General features: G+C 64.2%; 23 protein-coding genes. 8 read left to right on the forward strand and 15 right to left on the reverse strand.

Features of this window, described 5'->3' with window-relative positions; genetic code table 11:
• Positions 1 to 22 precede the first annotated feature (22 nt).
• The 3 genes from D618_RS19425 to mgtE form a co-directional block, all read right to left on the reverse strand.
• Complete coding sequence (locus D618_RS19425; RefSeq protein WP_081590506.1) at positions 23 to 346, reverse strand: GIY-YIG nuclease family protein; 324 nt, start codon at positions 344 to 346, stop codon at positions 23 to 25.
• Positions 347 to 472: 126 nt separating this feature from the next.
• Entirely contained in the window at positions 473 to 874 is a 402-nt protein-coding gene (locus tag D618_RS0112575; RefSeq protein ID WP_017671879.1) for a DUF1489 domain-containing protein, read from the reverse strand.
• A 5-nt stretch (positions 875 to 879) separates the two neighbouring features.
• Positions 880 to 2,322: a magnesium transporter gene (mgtE, locus tag D618_RS0112580; RefSeq protein ID WP_017671880.1), complete on the reverse strand. Its 1,443-nt coding sequence runs from the start codon at positions 2,320 to 2,322 to the stop codon at positions 880 to 882.
• Between the two features lie 201 nt (positions 2,323 to 2,523).
• On the opposite strand from mgtE, the gene D618_RS0112585 reads away from it, so the two are divergent.
• Positions 2,524 to 2,976, forward strand: coding sequence for a peptidylprolyl isomerase (locus tag D618_RS0112585; RefSeq protein WP_017671881.1), 453 nt, complete (start codon positions 2,524 to 2,526; stop codon positions 2,974 to 2,976).
• A 147-nt stretch (positions 2,977 to 3,123) separates the two neighbouring features.
• Here the strand turns inward: D618_RS0112585 and D618_RS0112590 are convergent, their stop codons facing one another.
• The 4 genes from D618_RS0112590 to D618_RS0112605 form a co-directional block, all read right to left on the reverse strand.
• On the reverse strand, positions 3,124 to 4,008 hold the full coding sequence (locus D618_RS0112590; RefSeq protein WP_081590510.1) for a LysR substrate-binding domain-containing protein: 885 nt from the start codon (positions 4,006 to 4,008) through the stop codon (positions 3,124 to 3,126).
• Between the two features lie 406 nt (positions 4,009 to 4,414).
• Entirely contained in the window at positions 4,415 to 4,840 is a 426-nt protein-coding gene (locus D618_RS0112595; RefSeq protein WP_051041397.1) for a DUF4112 domain-containing protein, read from the reverse strand.
• A 28-nt stretch (positions 4,841 to 4,868) separates the two neighbouring features.
• Positions 4,869 to 6,332, reverse strand: a complete 1,464-nt coding sequence (locus D618_RS0112600; RefSeq protein WP_017671884.1) for an ABC transporter substrate-binding protein — start codon at positions 6,330 to 6,332, stop codon at positions 4,869 to 4,871.
• The gene (locus D618_RS0112605) at positions 6,329 to 7,912 is read right to left on the reverse strand and encodes a peptide ABC transporter substrate-binding protein (RefSeq protein ID WP_017671885.1); all 1,584 of its coding nucleotides are present in this window, start codon (positions 7,910 to 7,912) and stop codon (positions 6,329 to 6,331) included. Before D618_RS0112605 ends, D618_RS0112600 begins: the two co-directional genes overlap by 4 nt.
• Positions 7,913 to 8,045: 133 nt before the next feature.
• Between D618_RS0112605 and D618_RS0112610 the strand changes: the two genes are divergently transcribed.
• Positions 8,046 to 8,468 carry a glycine zipper 2TM domain-containing protein gene (locus D618_RS0112610; RefSeq protein WP_081590508.1) on the forward strand — a complete coding sequence of 141 codons (423 nt, stop codon included), beginning with the start codon at positions 8,046 to 8,048 and terminating at the stop codon, positions 8,466 to 8,468.
• Positions 8,469 to 8,541: 73 nt separating this feature from the next.
• Here D618_RS0112610 and glnA read toward each other — a convergent pair whose 3' ends face one another.
• Both glnA and D618_RS0112620 read right to left on the reverse strand, forming a co-directional pair.
• Positions 8,542 to 9,954, reverse strand: a complete 1,413-nt coding sequence (gene glnA / locus D618_RS0112615; RefSeq protein WP_017671886.1) for a type I glutamate--ammonia ligase — start codon at positions 9,952 to 9,954, stop codon at positions 8,542 to 8,544.
• 126 nt (positions 9,955 to 10,080) lie between these two features.
• Complete coding sequence (locus D618_RS0112620) at positions 10,081 to 10,419, reverse strand: P-II family nitrogen regulator (protein ID WP_017671887.1); 339 nt, start codon at positions 10,417 to 10,419, stop codon at positions 10,081 to 10,083.
• Positions 10,420 to 10,768: 349 nt separating this feature from the next.
• On the opposite strand from D618_RS0112620, the gene D618_RS0112625 reads away from it, so the two are divergent.
• Complete coding sequence (locus D618_RS0112625; RefSeq protein ID WP_017671888.1) at positions 10,769 to 11,032, forward strand: type II toxin-antitoxin system ParD family antitoxin; 264 nt, start codon at positions 10,769 to 10,771, stop codon at positions 11,030 to 11,032.
• Positions 11,033 to 11,343: 311 nt separating this feature from the next.
• Here the strand turns inward: D618_RS0112625 and map are convergent, their stop codons facing one another.
• A complete protein-coding gene (gene map, locus D618_RS0112630) occupies positions 11,344 to 12,168 on the reverse strand; it encodes a type I methionyl aminopeptidase (RefSeq protein ID WP_017671889.1) in 825 nt (274 codons plus the stop codon).
• A gap of 99 nt (positions 12,169 to 12,267) precedes the next feature.
• Here map and D618_RS0112635 point away from each other — a divergent pair, with 99 nt between their 5' ends.
• Together D618_RS0112635 and D618_RS0112640 are read left to right on the forward strand one after the other, a co-directional pair.
• The gene (locus D618_RS0112635) at positions 12,268 to 12,498 is read left to right on the forward strand and encodes a type II toxin-antitoxin system Phd/YefM family antitoxin (protein ID WP_017671890.1); all 231 of its coding nucleotides are present in this window, start codon (positions 12,268 to 12,270) and stop codon (positions 12,496 to 12,498) included.
• Positions 12,495 to 12,887 carry a type II toxin-antitoxin system VapC family toxin gene (locus D618_RS0112640; RefSeq protein ID WP_017671891.1) on the forward strand — a complete coding sequence of 131 codons (393 nt, stop codon included), beginning with the start codon at positions 12,495 to 12,497 and terminating at the stop codon, positions 12,885 to 12,887. The genes D618_RS0112635 and D618_RS0112640 overlap by 4 nt, the downstream gene beginning before the upstream one ends.
• A 16-nt stretch (positions 12,888 to 12,903) precedes the next feature.
• On the opposite strand, the gene D618_RS0112645 is transcribed toward D618_RS0112640, so the two are convergent.
• On the reverse strand, positions 12,904 to 13,635 hold the full coding sequence (locus tag D618_RS0112645; protein ID WP_017671892.1) for a TIGR02594 family protein: 732 nt from the start codon (positions 13,633 to 13,635) through the stop codon (positions 12,904 to 12,906).
• Positions 13,636 to 13,820: 185 nt separating this feature from the next.
• On the opposite strand from D618_RS0112645, the gene D618_RS0112650 reads away from it, so the two are divergent.
• Positions 13,821 to 14,588, forward strand: a complete 768-nt coding sequence (locus D618_RS0112650; RefSeq protein WP_017671893.1) for a molybdopterin-binding protein — start codon at positions 13,821 to 13,823, stop codon at positions 14,586 to 14,588.
• A 15-nt stretch (positions 14,589 to 14,603) separates the two neighbouring features.
• Here the strand turns inward: D618_RS0112650 and D618_RS0112655 are convergent, their stop codons facing one another.
• The gene (locus tag D618_RS0112655; protein ID WP_017671894.1) at positions 14,604 to 14,921 is read right to left on the reverse strand and encodes a 2Fe-2S iron-sulfur cluster-binding protein; all 318 of its coding nucleotides are present in this window, start codon (positions 14,919 to 14,921) and stop codon (positions 14,604 to 14,606) included.
• A gap of 106 nt (positions 14,922 to 15,027) precedes the next feature.
• Between D618_RS0112655 and D618_RS0112660 the strand changes: the two genes are divergently transcribed.
• Positions 15,028 to 15,645: a DNA-3-methyladenine glycosylase gene (locus tag D618_RS0112660; RefSeq protein WP_026091641.1), complete on the forward strand. Its 618-nt coding sequence runs from the start codon at positions 15,028 to 15,030 to the stop codon at positions 15,643 to 15,645.
• A 4-nt stretch (positions 15,646 to 15,649) separates the two neighbouring features.
• On the opposite strand, the gene D618_RS0112665 is transcribed toward D618_RS0112660, so the two are convergent.
• From D618_RS0112665 to D618_RS0112675, 3 genes are all read right to left on the reverse strand, one after another.
• On the reverse strand, positions 15,650 to 16,189 hold the full coding sequence (locus D618_RS0112665; protein WP_017671896.1) for a hypothetical protein: 540 nt from the start codon (positions 16,187 to 16,189) through the stop codon (positions 15,650 to 15,652).
• A complete protein-coding gene (locus D618_RS0112670) occupies positions 16,186 to 17,745 on the reverse strand; it encodes an ABC transporter permease/substrate-binding protein (RefSeq protein ID WP_017671897.1) in 1,560 nt (519 codons plus the stop codon). The genes D618_RS0112665 and D618_RS0112670 overlap by 4 nt, the downstream gene beginning before the upstream one ends.
• 201 nt (positions 17,746 to 17,946) lie before the next feature.
• Complete coding sequence (locus D618_RS0112675) at positions 17,947 to 18,765, reverse strand: ABC transporter ATP-binding protein (protein WP_017671898.1); 819 nt, start codon at positions 18,763 to 18,765, stop codon at positions 17,947 to 17,949.
• 198 nt (positions 18,766 to 18,963) lie between these two features.
• Here D618_RS0112675 and D618_RS0112680 point away from each other — a divergent pair, with 198 nt between their 5' ends.
• Complete coding sequence (locus D618_RS0112680) at positions 18,964 to 19,770, forward strand: SDR family oxidoreductase (protein ID WP_017671899.1); 807 nt, start codon at positions 18,964 to 18,966, stop codon at positions 19,768 to 19,770.
• The last annotated feature ends 409 nt before the right edge of the window (positions 19,771 to 20,179 follow it).

Genomic DNA, 20,179 nt, shown 5'->3' on the forward strand with positions numbered 1-20,179 from the left:
TAGATACCGCACCAAGCTCCGCTCAGCCTGAGCTTGTCGAAGGCCCCGCGCTACTCTGTCCGAATTGAGACCGGTTCCGTGCAAGGCTTGAAACCAATTCCCAGTCGCTCGCAATCAACGCTTCCTTCTTCGCGCGAGACCAGCCCTTGATCTGCTGCTCGACCCAGAAGGCGTCGTCGCGCGTCGAAAAATCTTCCGACCAGATTAGCGTCACTGGAAGCCGCCTTGCGGTGTATCCGCCCAGAGCGCCGCATTGATGCTGCGATAGCCGATGCTCGAGATCATCAGTGTGCCCGGCATAATAGCTGCCGTCGCTGCATCGCAAAAGGTATGCGTAAAAGGCCATCGTCTACACGCTACCGTCTTCGCGGGGCCTTCGACAAGCTCAGGCTGAGCGGGGGGTGGGTGCGGGGCCTTCGACAAGCTCAGGCTGAGCGGAGGTTGGTGCAGGTGACAATATAGGGCAGCCCCCCTAAACCAGCCCCAGCCGTGACAGTTCGCCCAGCATCTCTGCCGGCATCAGGTCCGCCTCGCTGAGCCCTTCGCCCAGGTCCGCAGGGGCATCGGCGGCTTCGAGATAGCGCCAGCCCTGGTGCGCGCGGCGGGCGATGGATTGCACCGCGATCAGCCGCGGTTCGATGCGGATCCAGATGCGGCCCTGGCCATTGTCCATGAAGCCCAGCAAGGGGCTGCGGCCGACGATCGCCTTGTTGAAGATCCAGTAGAGCGAACCGCCCGCCATCTCTTCATGCCGCTTGGGCATGTAGCGCGTGGTCAGCCGCGCCTCGCCGAGCGGGGCGTGGCTTTCGATCCACTGGCGCAGAGATCCCACGCTCTGCGCGCCAAACGCGATCTTGGTCATGCCGAGCGCCATCGCGGTCAGAGGCTCGCCAGGCCGCTCGCCACGGCGAGGCCGAGGAACGCGAAAAAGCCCATCGAATCGGTGATCATCGTCACGAACACCGAACTGGCGACTGCCGGGTCCTGTTCCAGCCGATCAAGCGTCACCGGCACGATGACGCCCGCCATGCCGGCGACGATGATGTTGACCAGGATCGCGAGCGCGATCACCCCGCCGAGCATCAGATCAGCAAACACGATCCCGGTGCCGACGCCTATCAGCACCGCGACCGTCGCGCCATTGAGCACCGCGATGCGCAGCTCGCGCCCGATGATGCGGCGGGTGTTCGATTGCGTCAGCTGGTTCATCGCCAGCGCGCGCACCGCGACCGCCATGGTCTGCGTGCCCGCATTGCCGCCGACCGAGGCGACGATCGGCATCAGCACCGCGAGCGCCACCAGCTGTTCTATCGCGCCGCCGAACACCGCGATAATGCCGCTGGCGACGAGAGCCGTGCCGAGGTTGGCGATCAGCCAGCGCACGCGGCTGCTATACGACTGGCGGATCGGCTCGTTGATGTCACCATCGCCCGCGCCCGACATGCGCAGGATGTCTTCGCCCGCCTCTTCCTGGACGATATGGATGATGTCATCGACGGTGATCTGCCCGACCAGGCGCCCAGCGCCGTCGATCACGGCGGCAGAGATCAGCGCGTATTTCTGGAAGCGCAGCGCGACCTCTTCCTGGTCCATGTCGGTGGGGATCAAGGTCTGGTCGCGCTTCATCACATCGGCGAGCGCGATGTGGCGCGGGGTGCGCAGGATCCAGCTCAATTGGCAGGTGCCGACGGGGCGATGCTTGGCATCGACGATGAAGATTTCCCAGAATTCGGTGGTCAGGTCCGCATGTTCGCGCAGATAATCGATCAGCTGGCCGACGTTCATATGCTCGGGCACCGCGACCAGATCGCGCTGCATCAGGCGTCCGGCGGATTCCTCGGGAAACGACAGCGCATCGACGATCGCGGCGCGATCGGCCGGTTCCAGCTCGGCGAGCACCGCGCGCTGGTCGGCCTCTTCCATTTCCTCGATTATCGCGACCGCGTCATCGGTCTCGAGCTGCCCGGCGAGCTCGGCCACCTGCGCGGCGGGCAACGCATCGATGACGTCGTCTCGAACGTAATCGTTGAGTTCGGTGAGCACGTCGGCGCCCAGCAGGTCGGTGATCGCGCGCGCCAGCGGGCCGCGATATTCGCGTTCGACCAGCTCGAAAAGGTCGGCGATGTCAGCGGGGTGCAACGGCTCGACCAGATCATAGGTCGCCTCGTCGTCGCCACGGTCCAGCGTCTCGCAAACGTCGCTGACGAAGCCCGGAAGCAGGCGGTTGTCCTCGTCGAGGCTGGTGCTGGCATCGCCGCTGTCGTGCGGGTCGGCGCTGTGCGGATCGGAATCGCGGAGCGGAGCGTCGGTCGTCTCGGTCAAGGCCTGCTCCTTCTGTGCGCGGGTGGGATGGGGGGCGTGCGGCGTACCGCGACGGCTGTGTTTGGCCCTTCGCACCTGCAAAAGCAATCCCGATCCGCCGCTCCCGGCACGGTCGGACCGGCGGTCCCGACCAAGGGGTGACATTCGCCCGCCCGACGCTATATCGGCGGCTCCATTCGTTTATCGACAGAAGGACAGACCATGACCGCCGAAACGCTTACCTTTCACATTCAGGACGGCGGCGATGTCGTCATCAAACTGCGTCCCGACCTCGCGCCTGCTCATGTCGAGCGCATTGTCGAGCTGGCCGGCGAAGGCTTTTACGATGGCGTGAAGTTCCACCGCGTGATCGCGGGCTTCATGGCGCAGGGCGGTTGCCCCAACGGCACCGGCACCGGCGGATCGAAGAAGCCCGATCTGAAGCAGGAATTCAACGACGAGCCGCATGTCGAAGGCGTCTGCTCGATGGCGCGCACGATGGACCCGAACAGCGCGAACAGCCAGTTCTTCATCTGCCTCGACGATGCCCGCTTCCTCGATCGTCAGTACACCGTCTGGGGCCAGGTGATCGAAGGCATGGAACATGTCCATGCGCTGCCCAAGGGCGAACCGCCGGCAAAGCCGGGCGTGATCGCATCGGCGACCGTGGCCTGATCAAATAAGAAGCGCCCCTCCCTTTTAGGGAGGGGTAGGGGGTGGGTAGGCGTCTGGACGCGACCTACAGCGCAGACGACCCACCCCTAGCCCCTCCCTGTCCAGGGAGGGGAACATTCTGCAGCGGGGCGGTTATCCCGCAGTGCGCTAAATCCCCGCTTCGACCAGCCAGTCGTGGAACAGCCGCACGGCGCGGGTTTCCAGCGCGCGCGGCTTGCAGACGAACCAGTAGCTGTACGGGCTCTCGACACGCACATCGAACAATCGGGCCAGGCGCGCGTCGCCCGAGCGGGTGAGGTGGTCATCGTGCATGATCGCGATGCCCAGCCCCTGCGCGGCGGCTTCCAGCATCAGCGGGCCGCTGTCGATATGGTCGATCGACGCCGGATGCAGATCGGCAAGGCCCAGCACGTCTTTCCACGCCTCGAACGACTGCGGCATGTCGTTGTGGACCAGGATGGTCTGACGGTTGAGCTGTGCCAGGTCAGGCGTGGGGCCCAGGCTGTCGGCCAGTTCGCGCGAGGCGATGGCATAGACATAATTGCGGTCGAGCCGCACCGCATGCAGCGCAGGGTCGGGGGTTTCGGCCAGCACGATCGCGGCATCGAGCGTATCACCCAACCGCGCCTCACCATGGCCCGATGTGTCTACATCGATATGGAGCATCGGATACAGCCGGCGTAGCTCGCCCAGCCGGGGCAGGAGGCGCTGGCTGCCGAACAGCGGCAGCATGCCCAGTCGCAGGCGCAGGATGCGGCTGTCGTCCATATGCGTGGCGACCGCATCTGCCAGGGCATCGATCGCAGGTGCAACGCTGGCGAACAGGGCTTCGCCCGCTTCGTTGAGTTTCAATTGCTGGTTGTGCCGTTTGAACAGCTTCTTGCCGACAAAATCTTCAAGCCCGCCGATTCGCCGACTCAGGGCCGAAGGGGAGAGCGCCAGTTCGCTGGCCGCCGCCTTGGCAGAGCCGAGTCGGGCGACACGCAAAAATGCTTCAAGGGAACGCAAAGGGGGGAGACGTCGCATGGCCATATTCGGCATCTTTATTGCACTGCAGCGGAATTGTGCAATTGCAAATAGCGTAACGGTGCGGTTTTCTGCGATCTCGGTTGCGTTCTTTGCAACTCAGATAAATCATTTCGCACTTGCACAATAAGGGATGCTGACCCATATTGATCATGCCTTTCAGGCATCCTCTCCTAAAAACTTTATCGGGTCAGCCTTCGGGCTGGCCCTTTTTTTGTTTGCTGGATGGCCTGTGGGCGCGACGCCTAAAGCAAGTCGGCAGGCTTGGCAAATCCTTTGATTCCCGGGGTATTTCTGGATCCAACCGCCTTTTGCAGCTGCAAAGGATTGCGGACGGGAGGGTAAGCGGTGTCACCCAGCGCGCTTGCAAAAGATGTTAGCGTTCACCTGATCGGGCGATTCGGTGGGCGAATCACATGGTGATGGTGCGAGTCGCCGGATGATGCCTGTCCAGGTGCTTGCGAATGATCTTCAGATTGCGCGTATTGGACCGCCAGAAGAAATCGAACGCATCGCCCACCAGCGGAACCGCACCCAGCAGGCTGTCAAAGCCGACATTGGCGGCCATCCGCGCGAGCTGGAACTTCGACATGCCCAGGTTGCGCGCCTCCCAGACGATGTACAGCCCCATGGCGCCCGTTATCAGGTCGCCGAGCACGGGCACCAGACCCAGGATGAAGTCGAGCCCGACCTTGCGGTTGATCCCGGGCAAGGTGAGACTGCGCTCGAGCAGCTGCTCCATCACTTCCACGCGCTGGCGGATCGCCGCCGGGTCGTTGGACAATGCGGGCATCGCCGCGCGCAACTGCTCCATCTGATCAGGCCGGATCGTCTTCATCGTCACCTCCATGGCCCCTTGCCGAACATCATCTGGGGACGGCAACAAGGTCCGGCAAGGCGTGCCAGCCATCAGCGGTGATCGCAAAGCCCGGTACGTTGCCCTTGACGAGTGAAAAGCGCACCGGCGTACCCAGCGGAATATAGATGTTGGCCTGTGTCATCGCGACCTCGGCCTCGGCCATGCGCGTCATCCGCACATCGGGGTCAACCGCGCGGCGCGCCTGCGCCAGCAGCACATCGCCCTGTTCGTTGCATACCGGGCGAACCGCGCACGCCAGCTGGTTGAGGAACCAGCCCGGTTGGCGGTAGTTGGCCACTTCATCGATCAGCTTCAGGTCCGCGCTGGCATCGGGGGCAACCATGCGGCTTTGCAGCCCGACCGAGGCGAGATCGCGGCGCAGGCGGGCAAAGACCAGGCGGCTGCCGGGCCCGCGCGGCATGGCGATGCGCAGCTCGGGCAGCGCCCCATTCTCCTCCCGCCAGCGATCGATGCGTCCGCGCGCCACAATACGCCGTTCCTCTACCGACAGATCCGCCCAGCGATCGCCGATCAGTGGCTGATAGCGGTCCAGCCCCAGCGGAATAATCCGTGTCAGCGTCTGCCACTGGCCGATGCCCAGCGGCGTCATCAGCGCATCGCGGTCGATGGCCAGCGCAATCGTCTCGCGGTTGGCCGGATCACCCAGAAACCCCTTGCCGTTGACGACCAGCAGCCCGAACATTCCCGTCACCGGGTCCGCGCGCACATCATTGTCGGCGATGCGCGCCGCGCTGAGCAGCGGCAGGTGCTCGAACCGCCCGCCCAGCACCAGCGTGCTCTCCCCCAGCGAAAAGCGGGCGATGGCGCGGGCAGCGCTTTCCGTGCGGACCTGCAGCGGGCGCACACGGCGACGACTATCAGGGTCCTGCGTGTCATCGATGCGCTCGGTCAGCAACGTCCAGTATTCCTGCCGATCGGCGACCAGAGGTCCCGTGCCGCGGCCATTGCGGCGCAGGCCCAGTTCGGGCAGCGCCAGGATTCGCAGCAATTCAGGTTGCGGGGCGAGCAGGCGGATTTCGATCACCCGGCCTGTCATCGATCGGATGTCGCGCACCTCGGCGGTGTCGGAGCCGATCGCGGTGCGCGCTTCGATGGTCAAGCGGCGCTTGAGCGCGGCGGCGACATGCTCGGACGTCACCGGATCACCATTCTCCCACCGCGCGTTGCGCAGGCGGAAGATATAGCTGAGGCCGTCATCGGTCACGATCCAGCGTTCGGCCAGCCCCGGCACGATGTTGCCCAGCGTATCGAGCCGGACCAGCCCTTGCGAGGTCGCGGCGCGCAGATATTCGGCCCCCGGTTCCAGCACAGCGGCATCGAGCTTGTCTTGCGCGGCGGGATCGATGATCGAGATGCCCAGCGGTGAACTGTCCGAACCGCTGCACGCGGCCAGCGCCAGCATCGCTGTCGCTGCAAGGCCCGTTGCGGCCTTTTTCCATGCGCTGGTCATGTTCCGCCTCGTGTCGCCTGGCTGCCCGCACCCGCGATAGCAGGGCTGTGCCGTAGCGACAACGCCGCGCTGGGATGGATGTTGCCGGGATTTTCTGTCCAGCCGGCAACACGCGGGGATACCAGCGCCCCGCTGCGATAGAACCACAGGGGAATGACCGGCATCGCATCAATGAGCCTTGCCTCGGCTGCGCGCATCGCGGCGGTGCGCCGCACCGGGTCGCCTTGCGCCATCGCCGCATCGAGCAGGGCGTCGAATTCGCGATCGGCGTGGCCCGAATAGTTCACCTCGCCCGCATCCGACCGGTGCACGGCCAGGAAGTTCTCGGGCGCGGGCAGATCGGCGATCCAGCCCGAACGCGCCATCTGGAAATCGCCCCGGCGCATCGCGGCGAAATGCAGCGCAGGTTCGCTGTTGAGGATGCTGGCCTCGACGCCCAGCGGCTTCCACATTGCCGCCAGCGCCACCGCCATGCGCCGGTGCTCCGCCGAGGAGTTGATCCTGATTTCGAAGCGCAGCGGGCGCGCCGGCGAATAGCCCGCCTGTGCGAGCAGCCGCCTGGCTTCGCGCTGGCGGCGAGCGAGCGGCCAGCCGGCCCATCCGGGCTGAACCGCCGCCCCGGCATGGAGCGCGGGCGGCACGATGCCAAAGGCCGGCGCATTGCCCATCGGCAGCAGCGCGCGCGCGATCCAGGCGCGATTCACCGCCATGCCCAGCGCGCGGCGTACGCGCGAGTCATCGAACGGCGGCTTGCGGGTGTTGAGCGTGAAATAATAGCTGCCCAGATAATCGCCGGTGCGCACCGCACCGGGCCTTTGCGCAGCGAGCCATGCGTGACGGCTTTGCGGATAGTCGCCCGAGATATCGGCCCCGCCGGCGAGGAACAGCCGCATGCCTGCCAGAGCATCGTCGACCGGCTTCCACACTACCGTGGCAATCTTGGCGCGGCCTGCGTGCCAATGCGGGTTGCGTTCCAGCACCAGCCGGTCGTTCAGCCGCCAGTCCCGGGTGCGATAGGGGCCGGATGTCACGAGCGGCCGCTCGGCCGTCCAGTCCTCCGTGGCGCGGTGGAGCGGCAGCGCCGCCATCGCCGGATGGGCCAGCAGCGCGGGCAGCTGCGGGAAGGGGGCGTGCAGCCGAACGGTCACGATATCATCGCCATCGGCCTGGATATTGGCGATGGCCGTGAACAGGGCGGTGTGTGGGGAGCCGGTCGCAGGCGCATTCAGCCGCTGCCACACCTGTGTGAATGCCTCTGCCTTGATCGGCGTGCCATCCGAAAACCGCAGGCCGGGGCGCAGGGTGAACGCCCAGGAGCGACCATCGGGCGAGATTGACCATCGCCGCGCCAGGCCGGCCACCGGCTGACCAGCGCCATCGAAACGGGTCAGCCCTTCAAACTGGTCTGCGGCCACGCGCAGCGAGGCGAGGTCGGAATAGACCTGCGGGTCGAGCCCGCGGATCTCGGCATCGGCCAATCGCACCAGCCGGCCAGGCTCCGGCGTGCTGCCCGAAGATGCAGACTCGCCCGAACAGGCGGTGAGCAGCAACGCGAACAGCAGGGGAAGGATGCGAAGCATTGTCACAGGTCATGCCCCCTAACGGCGCTGCGGGGAAGGGCCAATGCTGCCGCCAAGGGGTGCGAAATGCGATGCGATGGGGAACGGTTATCACGGTTTGCGCGTCAAGGTCTCAGACAGAGCGAGGAACACCATGACCATTTTGAACAGGAAGAGCATGTCGCTGGGCGCGGCCTTGATCGCCGCAACCGTCGTGAGCGGCTGCGCCGGATCGGGCGTGCGCGATCGCGGTTTCGCGTCGTACCGCCAGTATGATTACAACCGCCCCGACCCCGCCTATGGCGGCTATGATGCCGGGCGCTATTATCGCGACGACCGCCGCTATCGCGAACGCCGCCTGGGCCGCAACGATCGTGTCTATCGCGGCCAGGACGGACGCTACTATTGCCGCCGCCCCGATGGCACCACCGGCCTGATCGTCGGCGGCCTTGCCGGCGGCGTGCTGGGCAATATCATCGCTCCGGGCGGGTCCGATACGCTGGGTACCATTCTGGGTGCAGCCGGCGGTGCCGTGGCCGGTCGGGCGATCGATCGCAACGGCGCGCGTTGCCGCTGACACTGCCGATGTTCACGAAAAAGGCGCCCCGGGTTTCCCCGAGGCGCCTTTCTTGCGTCTGAACAGTGGCGGCTTACCAGCTGTAATACATGTCGAATTCGACCGGCGAGGGGGTCGTTTCCCAACGCGTGACTTCGGCCCACTTCATTTCGATATAGGCTTCGATCTGGTCCTTGAGGAACACGTCGCCCTTCAGCAGGAAGTCGTGGTCGGCGATCAGCGAGTCGAGCGCTTCGCGCAAGCTTGCGCAGACGGTCGGCACTTCCTTCAGCTCTTCGGGCGGCAGGTCGTACAGGTTCTTGTCCATCGCCTCGCCGGGATGGATCTTGTTCTGGATGCCGTCGAGACCTGCCATCAGCAGCGCCGAATAGCACAGATACGGGTTGGCCATCGCGTCGGGGAAACGGAATTCCACGCGCTTGGCCTTCTCGCCGGTGCCATAGGGGATGCGGCACGATGCCGAACGGTTGCGGCTGGAATAGGCCAGCAGCACCGGTGCTTCAAAACCGGGCACCAGACGCTTGTAGCTGTTGGTGGTCGGGTTGGTGAAGGCGTTCAGCGCCTTGGCGTGCTTGATGACCCCGCCGATGAAGTACAGGCACATGTCCGACAGACCGGCATAGCCATTGCCTGCGAACAAGGGCTTGCCTTCCTTCCAGATCGAGATGTGGGTGTGCATGCCCGATCCGTTGTCCTGCTTGATCGGCTTGGGCATGAACGTTGCCGTCTTGCCATAGGCCTGCGCGACCATGTGAACGACATACTTGTAGATCTGCATGCGGTCGGCGGTCTGGGTCAGCGTGCCGAAGGTCAGGCCCAGCTCGTGCTGTGCGGCGGCGACTTCATGGTGATGCTTGTCGCAGGGCAGGCCCATTTCGAGCATGGTGCTGACCATTTCGGCGCGGACATCGACAACGCTGTCGACGGGAGCCACGGGGAAATAGCCGCCCTTGGCGCGCGGACGGTGAGCAAGGTTGCCGCTTTCGTACGCACGGCCCGAGTTGGTGGGCAGTTCGATGTCGTCGATCGAGAACATGGACCCTGCATAGCCGTCCGAGAAGCGCACATCGTCGAACATGAAGAACTCGGCTTCGGGGCCGACATACACGGTGTCACCGATGCCGGTCGACTGCAGATAGGCTTCGGCGCGCTTGGCGGTGCTGCGCGGATCGCGGGCATAGAGCTCGCCGGTGCCGGGCTCGACGATGTCGCAGAACAGGATCAGCATCGGATCGGCCGAGAACGGATCGATATAGGCCGCGTCCATGTCAGGGCGCAGGATCATGTCGGATTCGTTGATCGCCTTCCAGCCTTCGATCGACGATCCGTCGAACATCAGGCCGTCTTCCAGCTCGTCTTCGCCAATGACGCCGGCGCACATCGTGAGGTGCTGCCACTTGCCCTTGGGATCGGTGAAGCGGACGTCCACCCACTCGATCTCGTTTTCCTTGATCATTGCCAGAATGTCTTTGGCGGTTTTTGCCATGTTAGCTTTCCCTCTTCATGTAATCGCGATCAGGGCCCTGCGGCCCCCCCTTCGATTGGAACTGATGTTGTTGTTGCGGCCTTGCCGGGGCAGGCCTCTCCTGCAGGTTGCGCGCGCCTTGTTGAATCAGACCGCGTCGTTGTCGCGTTCACCCGTGCGGATGCGCAGAGCCGTCTCCACCGGGATCACGAAAATCTTGCCATCACCGATACGGCCCGTCTGCGCGGCGGCGGCGATCGCTTCCACCACGCGATCGGCCAGTGCGTCGTCGACCACCACTTCCAGCTTCACCTTGGGCAGGAAGTCCACGATATATTCGGCGCCCCGGTACAGCTCGGTATGGCCCTTCTGCCGCCCGAAGCCCTTGGCCTCGGTCACGGTAATGCCGGATACGCCGACTTCATGCAGCGCCTCCTTCACCTCATCGAGCTTGAACGGTTTGATGATCGCCTCGATCTTCTTCATAAGTCCCTGATCATCCTGTCATCGGCCGCCGCGCCCGGTGGGGCAGGGCGGTTATGGGAAAGAACGGTGCAGGCACGCCGCACCGTTATGGATATTGCCGCAAAGGTCTCCGGGCGTGTGCGCGGCACTGCGCCCGAGTCCCCCATGGACTGCTACCAAACAATTAACGTGCCAAGACGCAATCCGCCACAAAAGCTTGGGCGTCTTGCAACATTATTACGGGGCGTGATGGAATTGCGGGCAAGCAGTGTTCACAGTGCCTATATTTTGAGCAGTTCGCGCGTGCGCGGTGGCGATTGTCAGGCAGGCTGTGGTGGGATATAATCCTACTATCGCAAAAGGACGAGTTATGGAAAAAGCCAGCATCACACTGACCGAGGCTCATCATCAAATGCTTCATGCCGCTATTGAAGCGGGCGAATATGCGAGCATCAGCGAGGCCATTCGCGATGCGCTGCGCGGCTGGGAAATCCAGCGGCGCGTGCGTGAGGCAGAGCTCGAGGATCTGCGCCGCGAAATCCAGAAAGGTATCGATGACATCGAGGCTGGCCGCGTGGTTGCGTGGGATCCGGAGGCGATGAAGCAACGCCTTCGCGCCAAGTTTGCCCAGTGATCGCATTGATCATCTCTGCCGAGGCACAGGATGATCTCAATGCCATTGCCGAGTTTATTGCGCGAGACAATCTGTTGGCTGCCGAGCAGTTCATTGACAGGTTGACGGGCATATTCGGGCGGCTCTGTGAAGCCCCTGGCATCGGCTCTCTGCGCGACGAACTGATGCCCGGTTTGCGGGGGCGAGCCTTTGGCAGCTATATCGTCTATTACAGGATGGGCCACGACAGTCTTGAGATCATCCGCGTCGTGCACAGCGCGCGTGACCAGGCTAAGCTATTCCGTGCTCCTCCGGCAATGGAGCGCTATCCATCAATAAGGCGGATGGTCCAATCCCTTGGGGCTCTTGGTAAAGATCTCGCAGCCCGTCTCGGTGATGCCGATCGAGTGCTCGAACTGAGCCGACAGCGACCGGTCGCGGGTCACGGCCGTCCAGCCATCTTCCAGCATCTTGACCGCCGGCTTGCCGATGTTGATCATCGGCTCGATGGTGAAGAACATGCCGGGGCGAAGCTCTGGCCCGGTCCCGGGGCGACCAGCGTGGACGACCTCGGGCGCATCGTGAAACAGGCGTCCCAGGCCATGGCCGCAGAAATCGCGGACCACGCCATAGCGGTGCTTTTCCGCGAATGACTGGATCGCATGCGCAACGTCGCCCATGCGGTTGCCGGGCCGAGCCTGCTCGATGCCCAGCATCAGGCACTCATAGGTCACATCGACAAGGCGCCGCGCCTTGACGCCGACATCGCCGATCAGGAACATGCGGCTGGTGTCGCCATGCCAGCCATCGACGATCGGGGTGACATCGATATTGATGATGTCGCCGTCCTTGAGCTTCCGGTCGGCGGGGATGCCGTGGCACACGACATGGTTGATCGAGGTGCAGCAGCTGTGCGTGAATCCGCGATAGCCCAAAGTCGCCGGAATGCCGCCGCCCGCCAGCATCAGTTCGCGCGCCCTGGCGTCGATCTCTGCCGTGGTCACGCCTTCGGTGACGAACGCGGTCAGCTCGTCCAGAACATGGGCGGCGAGCTGGCCTGCCTTGCGCATTCCATCAAAGCCATCCTGGCCGTGGAGCTTGATCGTGCCGTCGCGCATCGGCGTGTCGGCGTTCGTGACGGTGACATACTGGTTCATGGTGATTCCATATAGGGGAGGGCAATCGCTTTTGCGACCCCGACATTGGCATGGACTTAGTCCGTTGACTTAGTCCAGTCAATGGGCTAACCGTGTTGCATGACCAGCATCGTCAACGTCCATGACGCGAAAACGCATTTTTCCAAGCTGCTTGACCGCGCGCATGCGGGCGAGGAGATCATCCTGGCCAAGGCGGGCAAGCCCTATGCCCGGCTGGTACCGCTGGAAAAGCCCAGGGTGGAGCGACGGCCCGGCGGGCTCAAGGCCAAGATTCCCGATGGTTTCTTCTTTGATCCGTTGCCCGAAGAAGAGCTTCGGGCCTGGGAGTGAACGGCCTTCTTTTCGACACGCATGCGCTGATCTGGTGGTGGAACGACAATCCGCTGCTCTCGCAAGGCGTGCGGCGCAGGCTGCTCGACCCGTCTGGTTCCATCTACGTGAGCGCCGCATCGGCATGGGAAGTGGCGACGAAGGTGCGGCTGGGCAAATGGGCCGAAGCCGAAGAGGCCGCCGAACTTTTCGAGAGCCTTTGCGATCGCAACGGGTTTGAATTGCTGCCGGTGAGCGTTGCGCACGGCCTGCTCGCCGGAGCACTGCCCGGCGAGCATCGCGACCCGTTCGACCGGATGATCGCGGCGCAGGCGATTCATGACGACCTCGTCGTGATCACCCGTGACCCCGCGCTGGCCGCCTTGGGCTGCGCCACCTTCTGGGAATGACGCACCTTTTCGCCGTTCACGCTTCGTAGGTCGAAAAGCCCTTGCCCAGCGCCATTTGGCGTGGCCCGGCCGTGCCGACCGCGACTGTTGCCGGCCAGCGGATGCCATTGGGCAGCAATCGATCCTTGGCGATGCGCACCACCGAAACCTTGTCGCCCTGGTTGCCGCCCAGCACGTAATAGCCTTGGCTATCCTCGCCGACATAGAAGCCGACATGGCCCTTCCAGCTGGTCGGCTTTTCGCGCCAGAATACCAGGATCGCGCCGGGTTGGGGTGCGCAGGGTCCACCGAACCGTTTCCAGTTCTGCGCGCCCAGGGGATTGGCGGGGAGCGGCTCGCTGCTCAATGTCGTGCCGATGCAATGCGCGACGAACAGCCCGCACCACGCGATATCATCCGATTTGTAGGGGATGCCCAGATCGGTCGCCCAATCGAGAATGACATGGTTGTTATCGGGGCCGGGCTTTTCCCGGACGCCAAGCAGTTTCCTGGCTTCCAGCAGCCATGGGATGGCAGGGTCGTCGATGATGTCGGCCGACAGTGCGGCTCCCTGCGCCGGGTTGTCGAGGCCAAGCGCGGCCTTGGTCAGCGGCCCGACAATGCCATCGACCTGCAGGCCATGGGCAGCCTGAAAGGCCCTGACCGCAGCTTCGGTGCGCTTGCCCCAGCTGCCATCGATATTGCCCGGGCTGAACCCCCTGGCGGCGAGTGCCTGTTGAACCAATACGACGTTTGATTTCGCTGACATTGTACGGGACCTCCGACTCATTCAAAGCGTGCTGACGACGCTGAGGATAAGGCAGCGCTGCGCGCCGGCTGGTCCAATCTGGTCCATTTCCGAGCGAAGCCCGGGCAGATGCAGATGCGGCCCGGTGCGCTGGCGGCGCGCTCGGGTCTTGCGCGGCCGGGCAAAGTGGGTATTGCAATGCCCTTATGCTCCCCACCCAAAACCCCCGCATCTGGACCGCCGCGCTGATCGTGATCGGCGACGAAATCCTCTCTGGCCGCACCCAGGACAAGAATGTCGCGCAGGTCGCGACATGGCTGAATGTGCAGGGAATCCGGCTGAAAGAGGTGCGGGTGGTCGCCGATGACATGGATGCGATCGTCGAGGCGGTGAACCTGCTGCGCGCGCGCAACGATTACCTGTTCACCACCGGCGGGATCGGCCCGACGCATGACGATATCACCGTCGATGCCATTGCGCAGGCGCTGGGCGTCGCCGTGGTGATCCACCCGACAGCCCGCGCCATTCTGGAGCGATATTATGAGACGCGTGGCGGCCTGAACGAAGGGCGGCTGCGCATGGCGCGGGTGCCCGAGGGTGCAGAGCTGATCGAAAACCGCATGTCGGGGGCGCCGGGCATCCAGATCGGCAACGTGTTCCTGATGGCGGGCGTGCCGCATATTACCGCAGGCATGCTCGATGCGCTCACTGGCACGCTCGAAGGCGGATTGCCGGTGCTGTCAGCCACCCTTGGCTGCTGGGTCGCCGAGAGCGAGGTCGCAGACATGCTGGGCGCGACCGAACGCGCGCACGAGGGATGCCAGATTGGCAGCTATCCGTTCTTCCGCGAGGGCAAGGTCGGCGCGAACTTCGTCATCCGCTCGGTCGATCAGGCGCAGCTCGATGGCTGTGCCGCCGCGTTGACGTCCGCGCTTCAGGCCACCGGGCGCGAGGTCACGCCCGGCGGTATCTGATCAATCTTGCGCCGATCAATCTTCAGGTGCGATGGTGACCTTCAGGCCGTCGAGCGCGGCGGTCATCTGGATCTGGCACGACAGACGCGAGGTGGCGTTGCGATGATCCGAGCTGTCCAGCAGATCGTCTTCATCGGCGCTGATCGGGGGCAGCTTGTCGGTCCACTCGCCATCGACATGGATATGGCAGGTCGCGCACGAGCAGCATCCGCCGCACAGCGCCAGCAGTTCGTCGAAACCATTGTCGCGGATCGCTTCCATAACGGACAGGCCGTTATCGGCGTCAATGGTGCTCTCTTCGCCTGCGCGGTTGATGACGGTCAGCTTTGGCATGGAAACTCCCCACAAGATGGCAGGGACGTCTGGTCCCAGCAAACGCCGCTGCTATGATCAACGCGACGCCCGAATGCAAGGGGCGGATAGGGCCGGGAACCAAGATATGGGAATGACAGAGCAGCAACTCACCCAGGGGCTCGACGCGGTTGCGGCGCGCGAACCAGCGATTGCGCGCGCGCTCTCCATCGCCGGCTATCCCGAAACGCGCATTCGGGAGAGGGGCTATGCAACCTTGCTGCGCACCATCGTCGGCCAGCAGGTCAGCGTGGCATCAGCGGCATCGGTGTGGACCAAGCTGGAGGCGGCACTGGGCACCGGCTGCGCGCCCGAAGTGCTGATCGCAGCGGATTTCGATGCTTTGCGCGCCTGCGGGCTGTCGCGCCAGAAACAGGGCTATGCCCGGTCGCTGGCAGAACTGGTGGTGGCAGGCGCGCTCGACCTGGAGCAGTTGCCCGCCGACGACGAGGCCGCGATTGCCGAGCTGGTGCGGATCAAGGGCATCGGCCGCTGGTCGGCGGAAATCTATCTGCTGTTCGCCGAAGGACGTCCCGATATCTGGCCGGCAGGCGACCTGGCGGTGCAGGCAGGGATCGGGCGCATCCTGGGGCTGGAGGCGCGCCCCTCGGAGAAGGAGACGCGCCTGATCGCCGAGCCCTGGTCACCGCATCGCGGCGCGGTCGCGATCCTGACCTGGCATTGCTACAACAACGCCGCGCTGTGACCGATCAGCCCTTGAACAGGATGCGGCCATTGGCCAGCCGGTTGCGGTTGAGCGAGGTCACTTCCTTGAGGAAGCTGGTGGGCTTCTTGTAGAACTTGCTGCCGGGGTTGATCTTCAACCCTGCGGCGGTGGCGACTTCGCCGATGAAATGGACGCAGTTGGCCTTGTTGAGGTTGTAGCTCTTCTGCTTCTTGGTGCGCCATTTCTCGCGCACCGCGATCACCGCGCGATATTCGGCATCGGTCAACTCATAGCTGAAATGCGGTGCGCTGCTGGCGATGTACTTGGGCTTGAGCACGCTGGTCTCGCCCTCGACCCAGCCGAACAGGATGCTGGGTCCGGTGCTGGTGGCGGTGAAGCCGATATTGGTGTCGACCATTTCGCCGGTCGAATCGACCTTGCCCTTCAGCGTCGCGAAGGCATGCGGAAACTGGCTGCCCAGTTCGTGGCTGTAGAAGGTGATGGTCACGGCGGCGTGCGCGGCATGGGCCCAGCACAGCATCGGCGCGATGAAAAAGGTCAGCATCAGGCGCTTGATCATCATCGATTGGTTCCCTGGGGGCTTGGTGAAGATGGCTTTGTGGAAATGGCCTCGTCCAGCCATGCAGCCGAATCGGCCGGACTCTGCTTGTCGTCGTCCCTGTCGACGCGATAATTGGCCTCACGCATTTTTTCCACCGGGATTGCGCCGACCAGAGGCTTGAGCGCCGCGACCAGCTGTGGGTCGGCGGCGGCGGAGCGGCTGACCATCAGGATCGCGTCGTACGAGGGCACTGCGCCCTTTGGATCTTCCAGCACGACAAAGCCATTCGCGGCGATGCGGCCATCGGACGAGAAGGCCGAGATGATGTCCGCCTCGCCCAGCGCCAGCGCGCGGTACATGAAGGTGGGTTCGAACGCGCGCCGGCCCTTGAAGCGCAGCGGATAGGCGGCCTGCACCATCTGCCATTCGGGCCGTTCCAGAAACTCGACATCGGTGCCGAACACGAACTGCGGCGCGACGCGGACAACATCGTCGAGGCTGCGCAGCCCCAGCCGCCGGGCATCGTCGGGCCGCACGGCAAAGGCATAGGTGTTCTCGAACCCCAAGGCCCCGACCAGCTGCACGCCATGCTGCGCGTTGGCCCAGCGGGCGATCGCGGCGATCATGTCGGCGCGGGGCTCGGGGTCCTGCCGCCGCATTTCGTTGGTCCAGATCGTACCGGCATAGTCGACAAGGATCTGCACCTCGTCGGTCGCCAGCGCGCGGAACACCACCGCGCTGCCGAGCCCCTCGCGATAGCGCACCGCATAGCCCGCCTTTTCCAGCCGCTGGCCGATCAGCCGTGCAAGAATATACTGTTCTGAGAAGCGCTTGGCGCCGATAGTTACCACCGGCTTGTCACTCTGCGGCGCTGGCCACAGCGCGATGGCCAGCCCGGCGGCAAGCGCGATGCCGGCTCCCCAGATCCGCTTGTGCCTGCGCCAGCGGATGCCGCTTTCGATCAACCCGAGTAGCAGGTCGACGGTGATCGCAAGGCCAGCGGCGACCAGGCATCCGGCGAGCACCAGCGACCAGTTCTGCGTCTGCAGCCCGGCAAAGATCAGGTCGCCCAGGCTGGGCTGGCCGACGGTGGTGGACAGCGTCGCCGCGCCGATCGTCCACACCGCGGCGGTGCGCACGCCCGCCATGATCGTGGGCGAGGCGAGCGGGGCTTCGACCAGCCAGAGCTTCTGCAGGCCTGTCATGCCCACGCCATCGGCGGCCTCGACCATCGCCGGTTCGACCGACCGCAGCCCGGTCACCGCGTTGCGCAGGATCGGCAGCAGCGCATAGAGCGTCAGCGCGAGCAGCGAGGGCAGGAAGCCCAAAGGCGAGATGGCATCGCCAAAGACGGTGGAGAGCGCGAGCAGCAGCGGAAAGAACAGGGCGAGCAGCGCCAGCGCGGGGATGGTCTGGATCAGGCTGGCAAAGCCCAGTGTGACACTTGCCACTGTCCGGCTGCGCACCGACCAGATCGCGAGCGGCAGCGCGATCAGCAGCGCAAGGCCCAGAGCGGCAAAGCTCAGCTGCACATGCTGTGCGAGCAGATCGAGGATGCGCGGCCAGTCAAGCGTCATCTGTTTTGCTCGCTACCGTGCGGCGCACACGTCCCTCGACTTCGCTCGGGAACTCGGAGAGGGGGGTGAACTGGTCTTCTCACATTCACCCCGGCGCATACGTCCCTCGACTTCGCTCGGGACAGACGGGAGAGGGTGAATTGGTTTCCCTGATTCACCCCAGAGCATAGTTCTCCGAGTTCCCGAGCGAAGTCGAGGGGCCTACGCACCCAGCTTCCCTTCCGCATGGCGCATCGCGGTGATCCGCTCCGCCTGCAGCCGGGGCACCGCCACGAGCGCCTCGGCCTCCGCGCCGCAGCCGCCCGCGATCAGCTGCGCCGGCGTCGCGTCCGCCGCGATCCGGCCTGCGTCCATCACCCACACGCGGTCGGCGAACAGCAGGGCCTCGGCCATGTCGTGCGTGACCATGATCGTGGTCAGCCCCAGCCGTTCGTGCAGCGCGCGATATTGCTCGCCCAGCGCCTCGCGGGTGACGGGGTCGAGCGCGCCGAACGGTTCGTCCATCAGCATCAGCCCCGGCTCTCCGGCCAGCGCGCGGGCGACGCCGACGCGCTGCTGCTGCCCGCCCGACAGCTGCTCGGGCAGGCGCGCCGCGAAATCGCGTGGCAGATCGACGAGGTCGAGCAAGGTCGCCACGCGCGCTTCCGCCAGTGGTTTGCCGGTGGCGAGCCGCGCGCCGATGCCGATGTTCTGCGCCACGGTCATGTGCGGGAACAGGCCGATGTTCTGGAACACATAGCCGATCGAGCGGCGCAGCTGATGGGGTTCTTGGCTCGCAACATCCGCGCCATCGATTCGCACATTGCCGGTATCGGGCTCGATCAGCCGGTTGACCGTCTTGAGCAATGTCGACTTGCCCGATCCGGATGATCCGACGATGGCGACGAAGGTGCCCGGCGAAATTGTCGCATCAACGCACGCGATGGCGACCGTGCTGCCATAAGCCTTGGCGACGCCCTCGAACGCTACGGCAGGGCCGCGCGCGCTGGCGGGCCGGGAGAAAGAGGGGGAGGTCGCCATGCAGACCTGCTTATAGGCGGCGCTTTGTGGCGCTGGCTAGCCACTTGCGTGATGCGTGACGCGGCCATAGCGTGGCAGCAGAACCCACCTCCGTTTGTCCCGAGCGAAGTCGAGGGACGTATACGCAACCGCTGGCGCATACGTCCCTCGACTTCGCTCGGGAACTCGGGAAGGTTGGAGCCAGGGGAGCCTCAATCAATGACCGACACCAAGTATATCTTCATCACCGGCGGCGCATCAGGCATCGGGCGCGAAGTCGCGCGGTTCTTTGGCGGCAAGGGCTGGTTCGTCGGGCTGGCCGATGTCAACGTGAAGGGCATGGAAGAGACCGCTGCGATGCTGCCGGCGGGCATGTCGTCGATCCACAGCCTCGATGTGCGCAGCCGCGAGCAGTGGACGAGCGCGCTCGAGACGTTTGCCGAGAAGAGCGGCGGCAAGCTGCATGTGCTGTTCAACAATGCCGGGGTCGGCATCGGCGGGCCACTGGAAGACCATAGCGAATCCGATATCGAAAAGCTGGTCGACATCAACTTCAAGGGCGTCGTCTATGGCGCGCATATCGGGCACAAATATCTGAAGGCTACGCCCGGATCGTGCCTGCTCAACACCTCGTCGGCGTCCGGCATCTATGGCTCGGCGGGTCTGTCGGTCTATTCCGCTACCAAGTTCGCGGTGCGCGGGCTTTCCGAAGCTCTCGACATCGAATGGTCTGTCGATGGCATCCGCGTGCGCGCCTTGCTGCCGAGCTTCATCGATACGCCGCTGCTCGACGGCGCGCCCGCCAACAGCAACCAGTCGATCGGCCAGAGCGTGACCGCTGCGGGGCTGGAAATCTCACCCGTGTTGCTCGTTGCCGAGGCGGCCTGGGCCGCGGTGCACGATGCGAAGAACGTGCACAGCTATGTCGGCCCCACCGCCAAGCGGCTGGCGTTTGCGGCGAAATGGATGCCCGGATCGATCCGCAAGCGCGGTGGCCTGATGGTCCGCAAGGCGCGCGGGGAGTAATCGTCGGCACCGCCCGTCCGCAAGCGCGTTACAGGAGTCACGCATTCAGGAACCCCGGTTTTCGCAGACTTCGGCCGACGTCCGCTATTGGAGGAAGCTTCAAGCAGCGCGAATGGCCGATCGTGGGTGGTTAGCTGTCTTTTGTGCATCCCGTCGTTTGCGACACATCATAAGGCGGAAGATTGCAGCCACACTGCCAATCTCGCATGGTCTTGCTTGCGACATGGTAGCTGCCGCCCGCTACCCTAAACTGGTTGTCGTCGATCACTCCGGCGGCGCGGGGTGGCTTGAAGTAAACACCAGCGGGAACCCTCAAGTAGTCTGGCTGGACAAATTGAACTTCAATGATGCTCGGCGTCTCTAACAGTCCTGAATCACGAAAATAGTAGAATCGCGACCATCGTGCCAA

The organism is Blastomonas sp. AAP53, assembly GCF_000331245.1.
Taxonomy (GTDB): domain Bacteria; phylum Pseudomonadota; class Alphaproteobacteria; order Sphingomonadales; family Sphingomonadaceae; genus Blastomonas.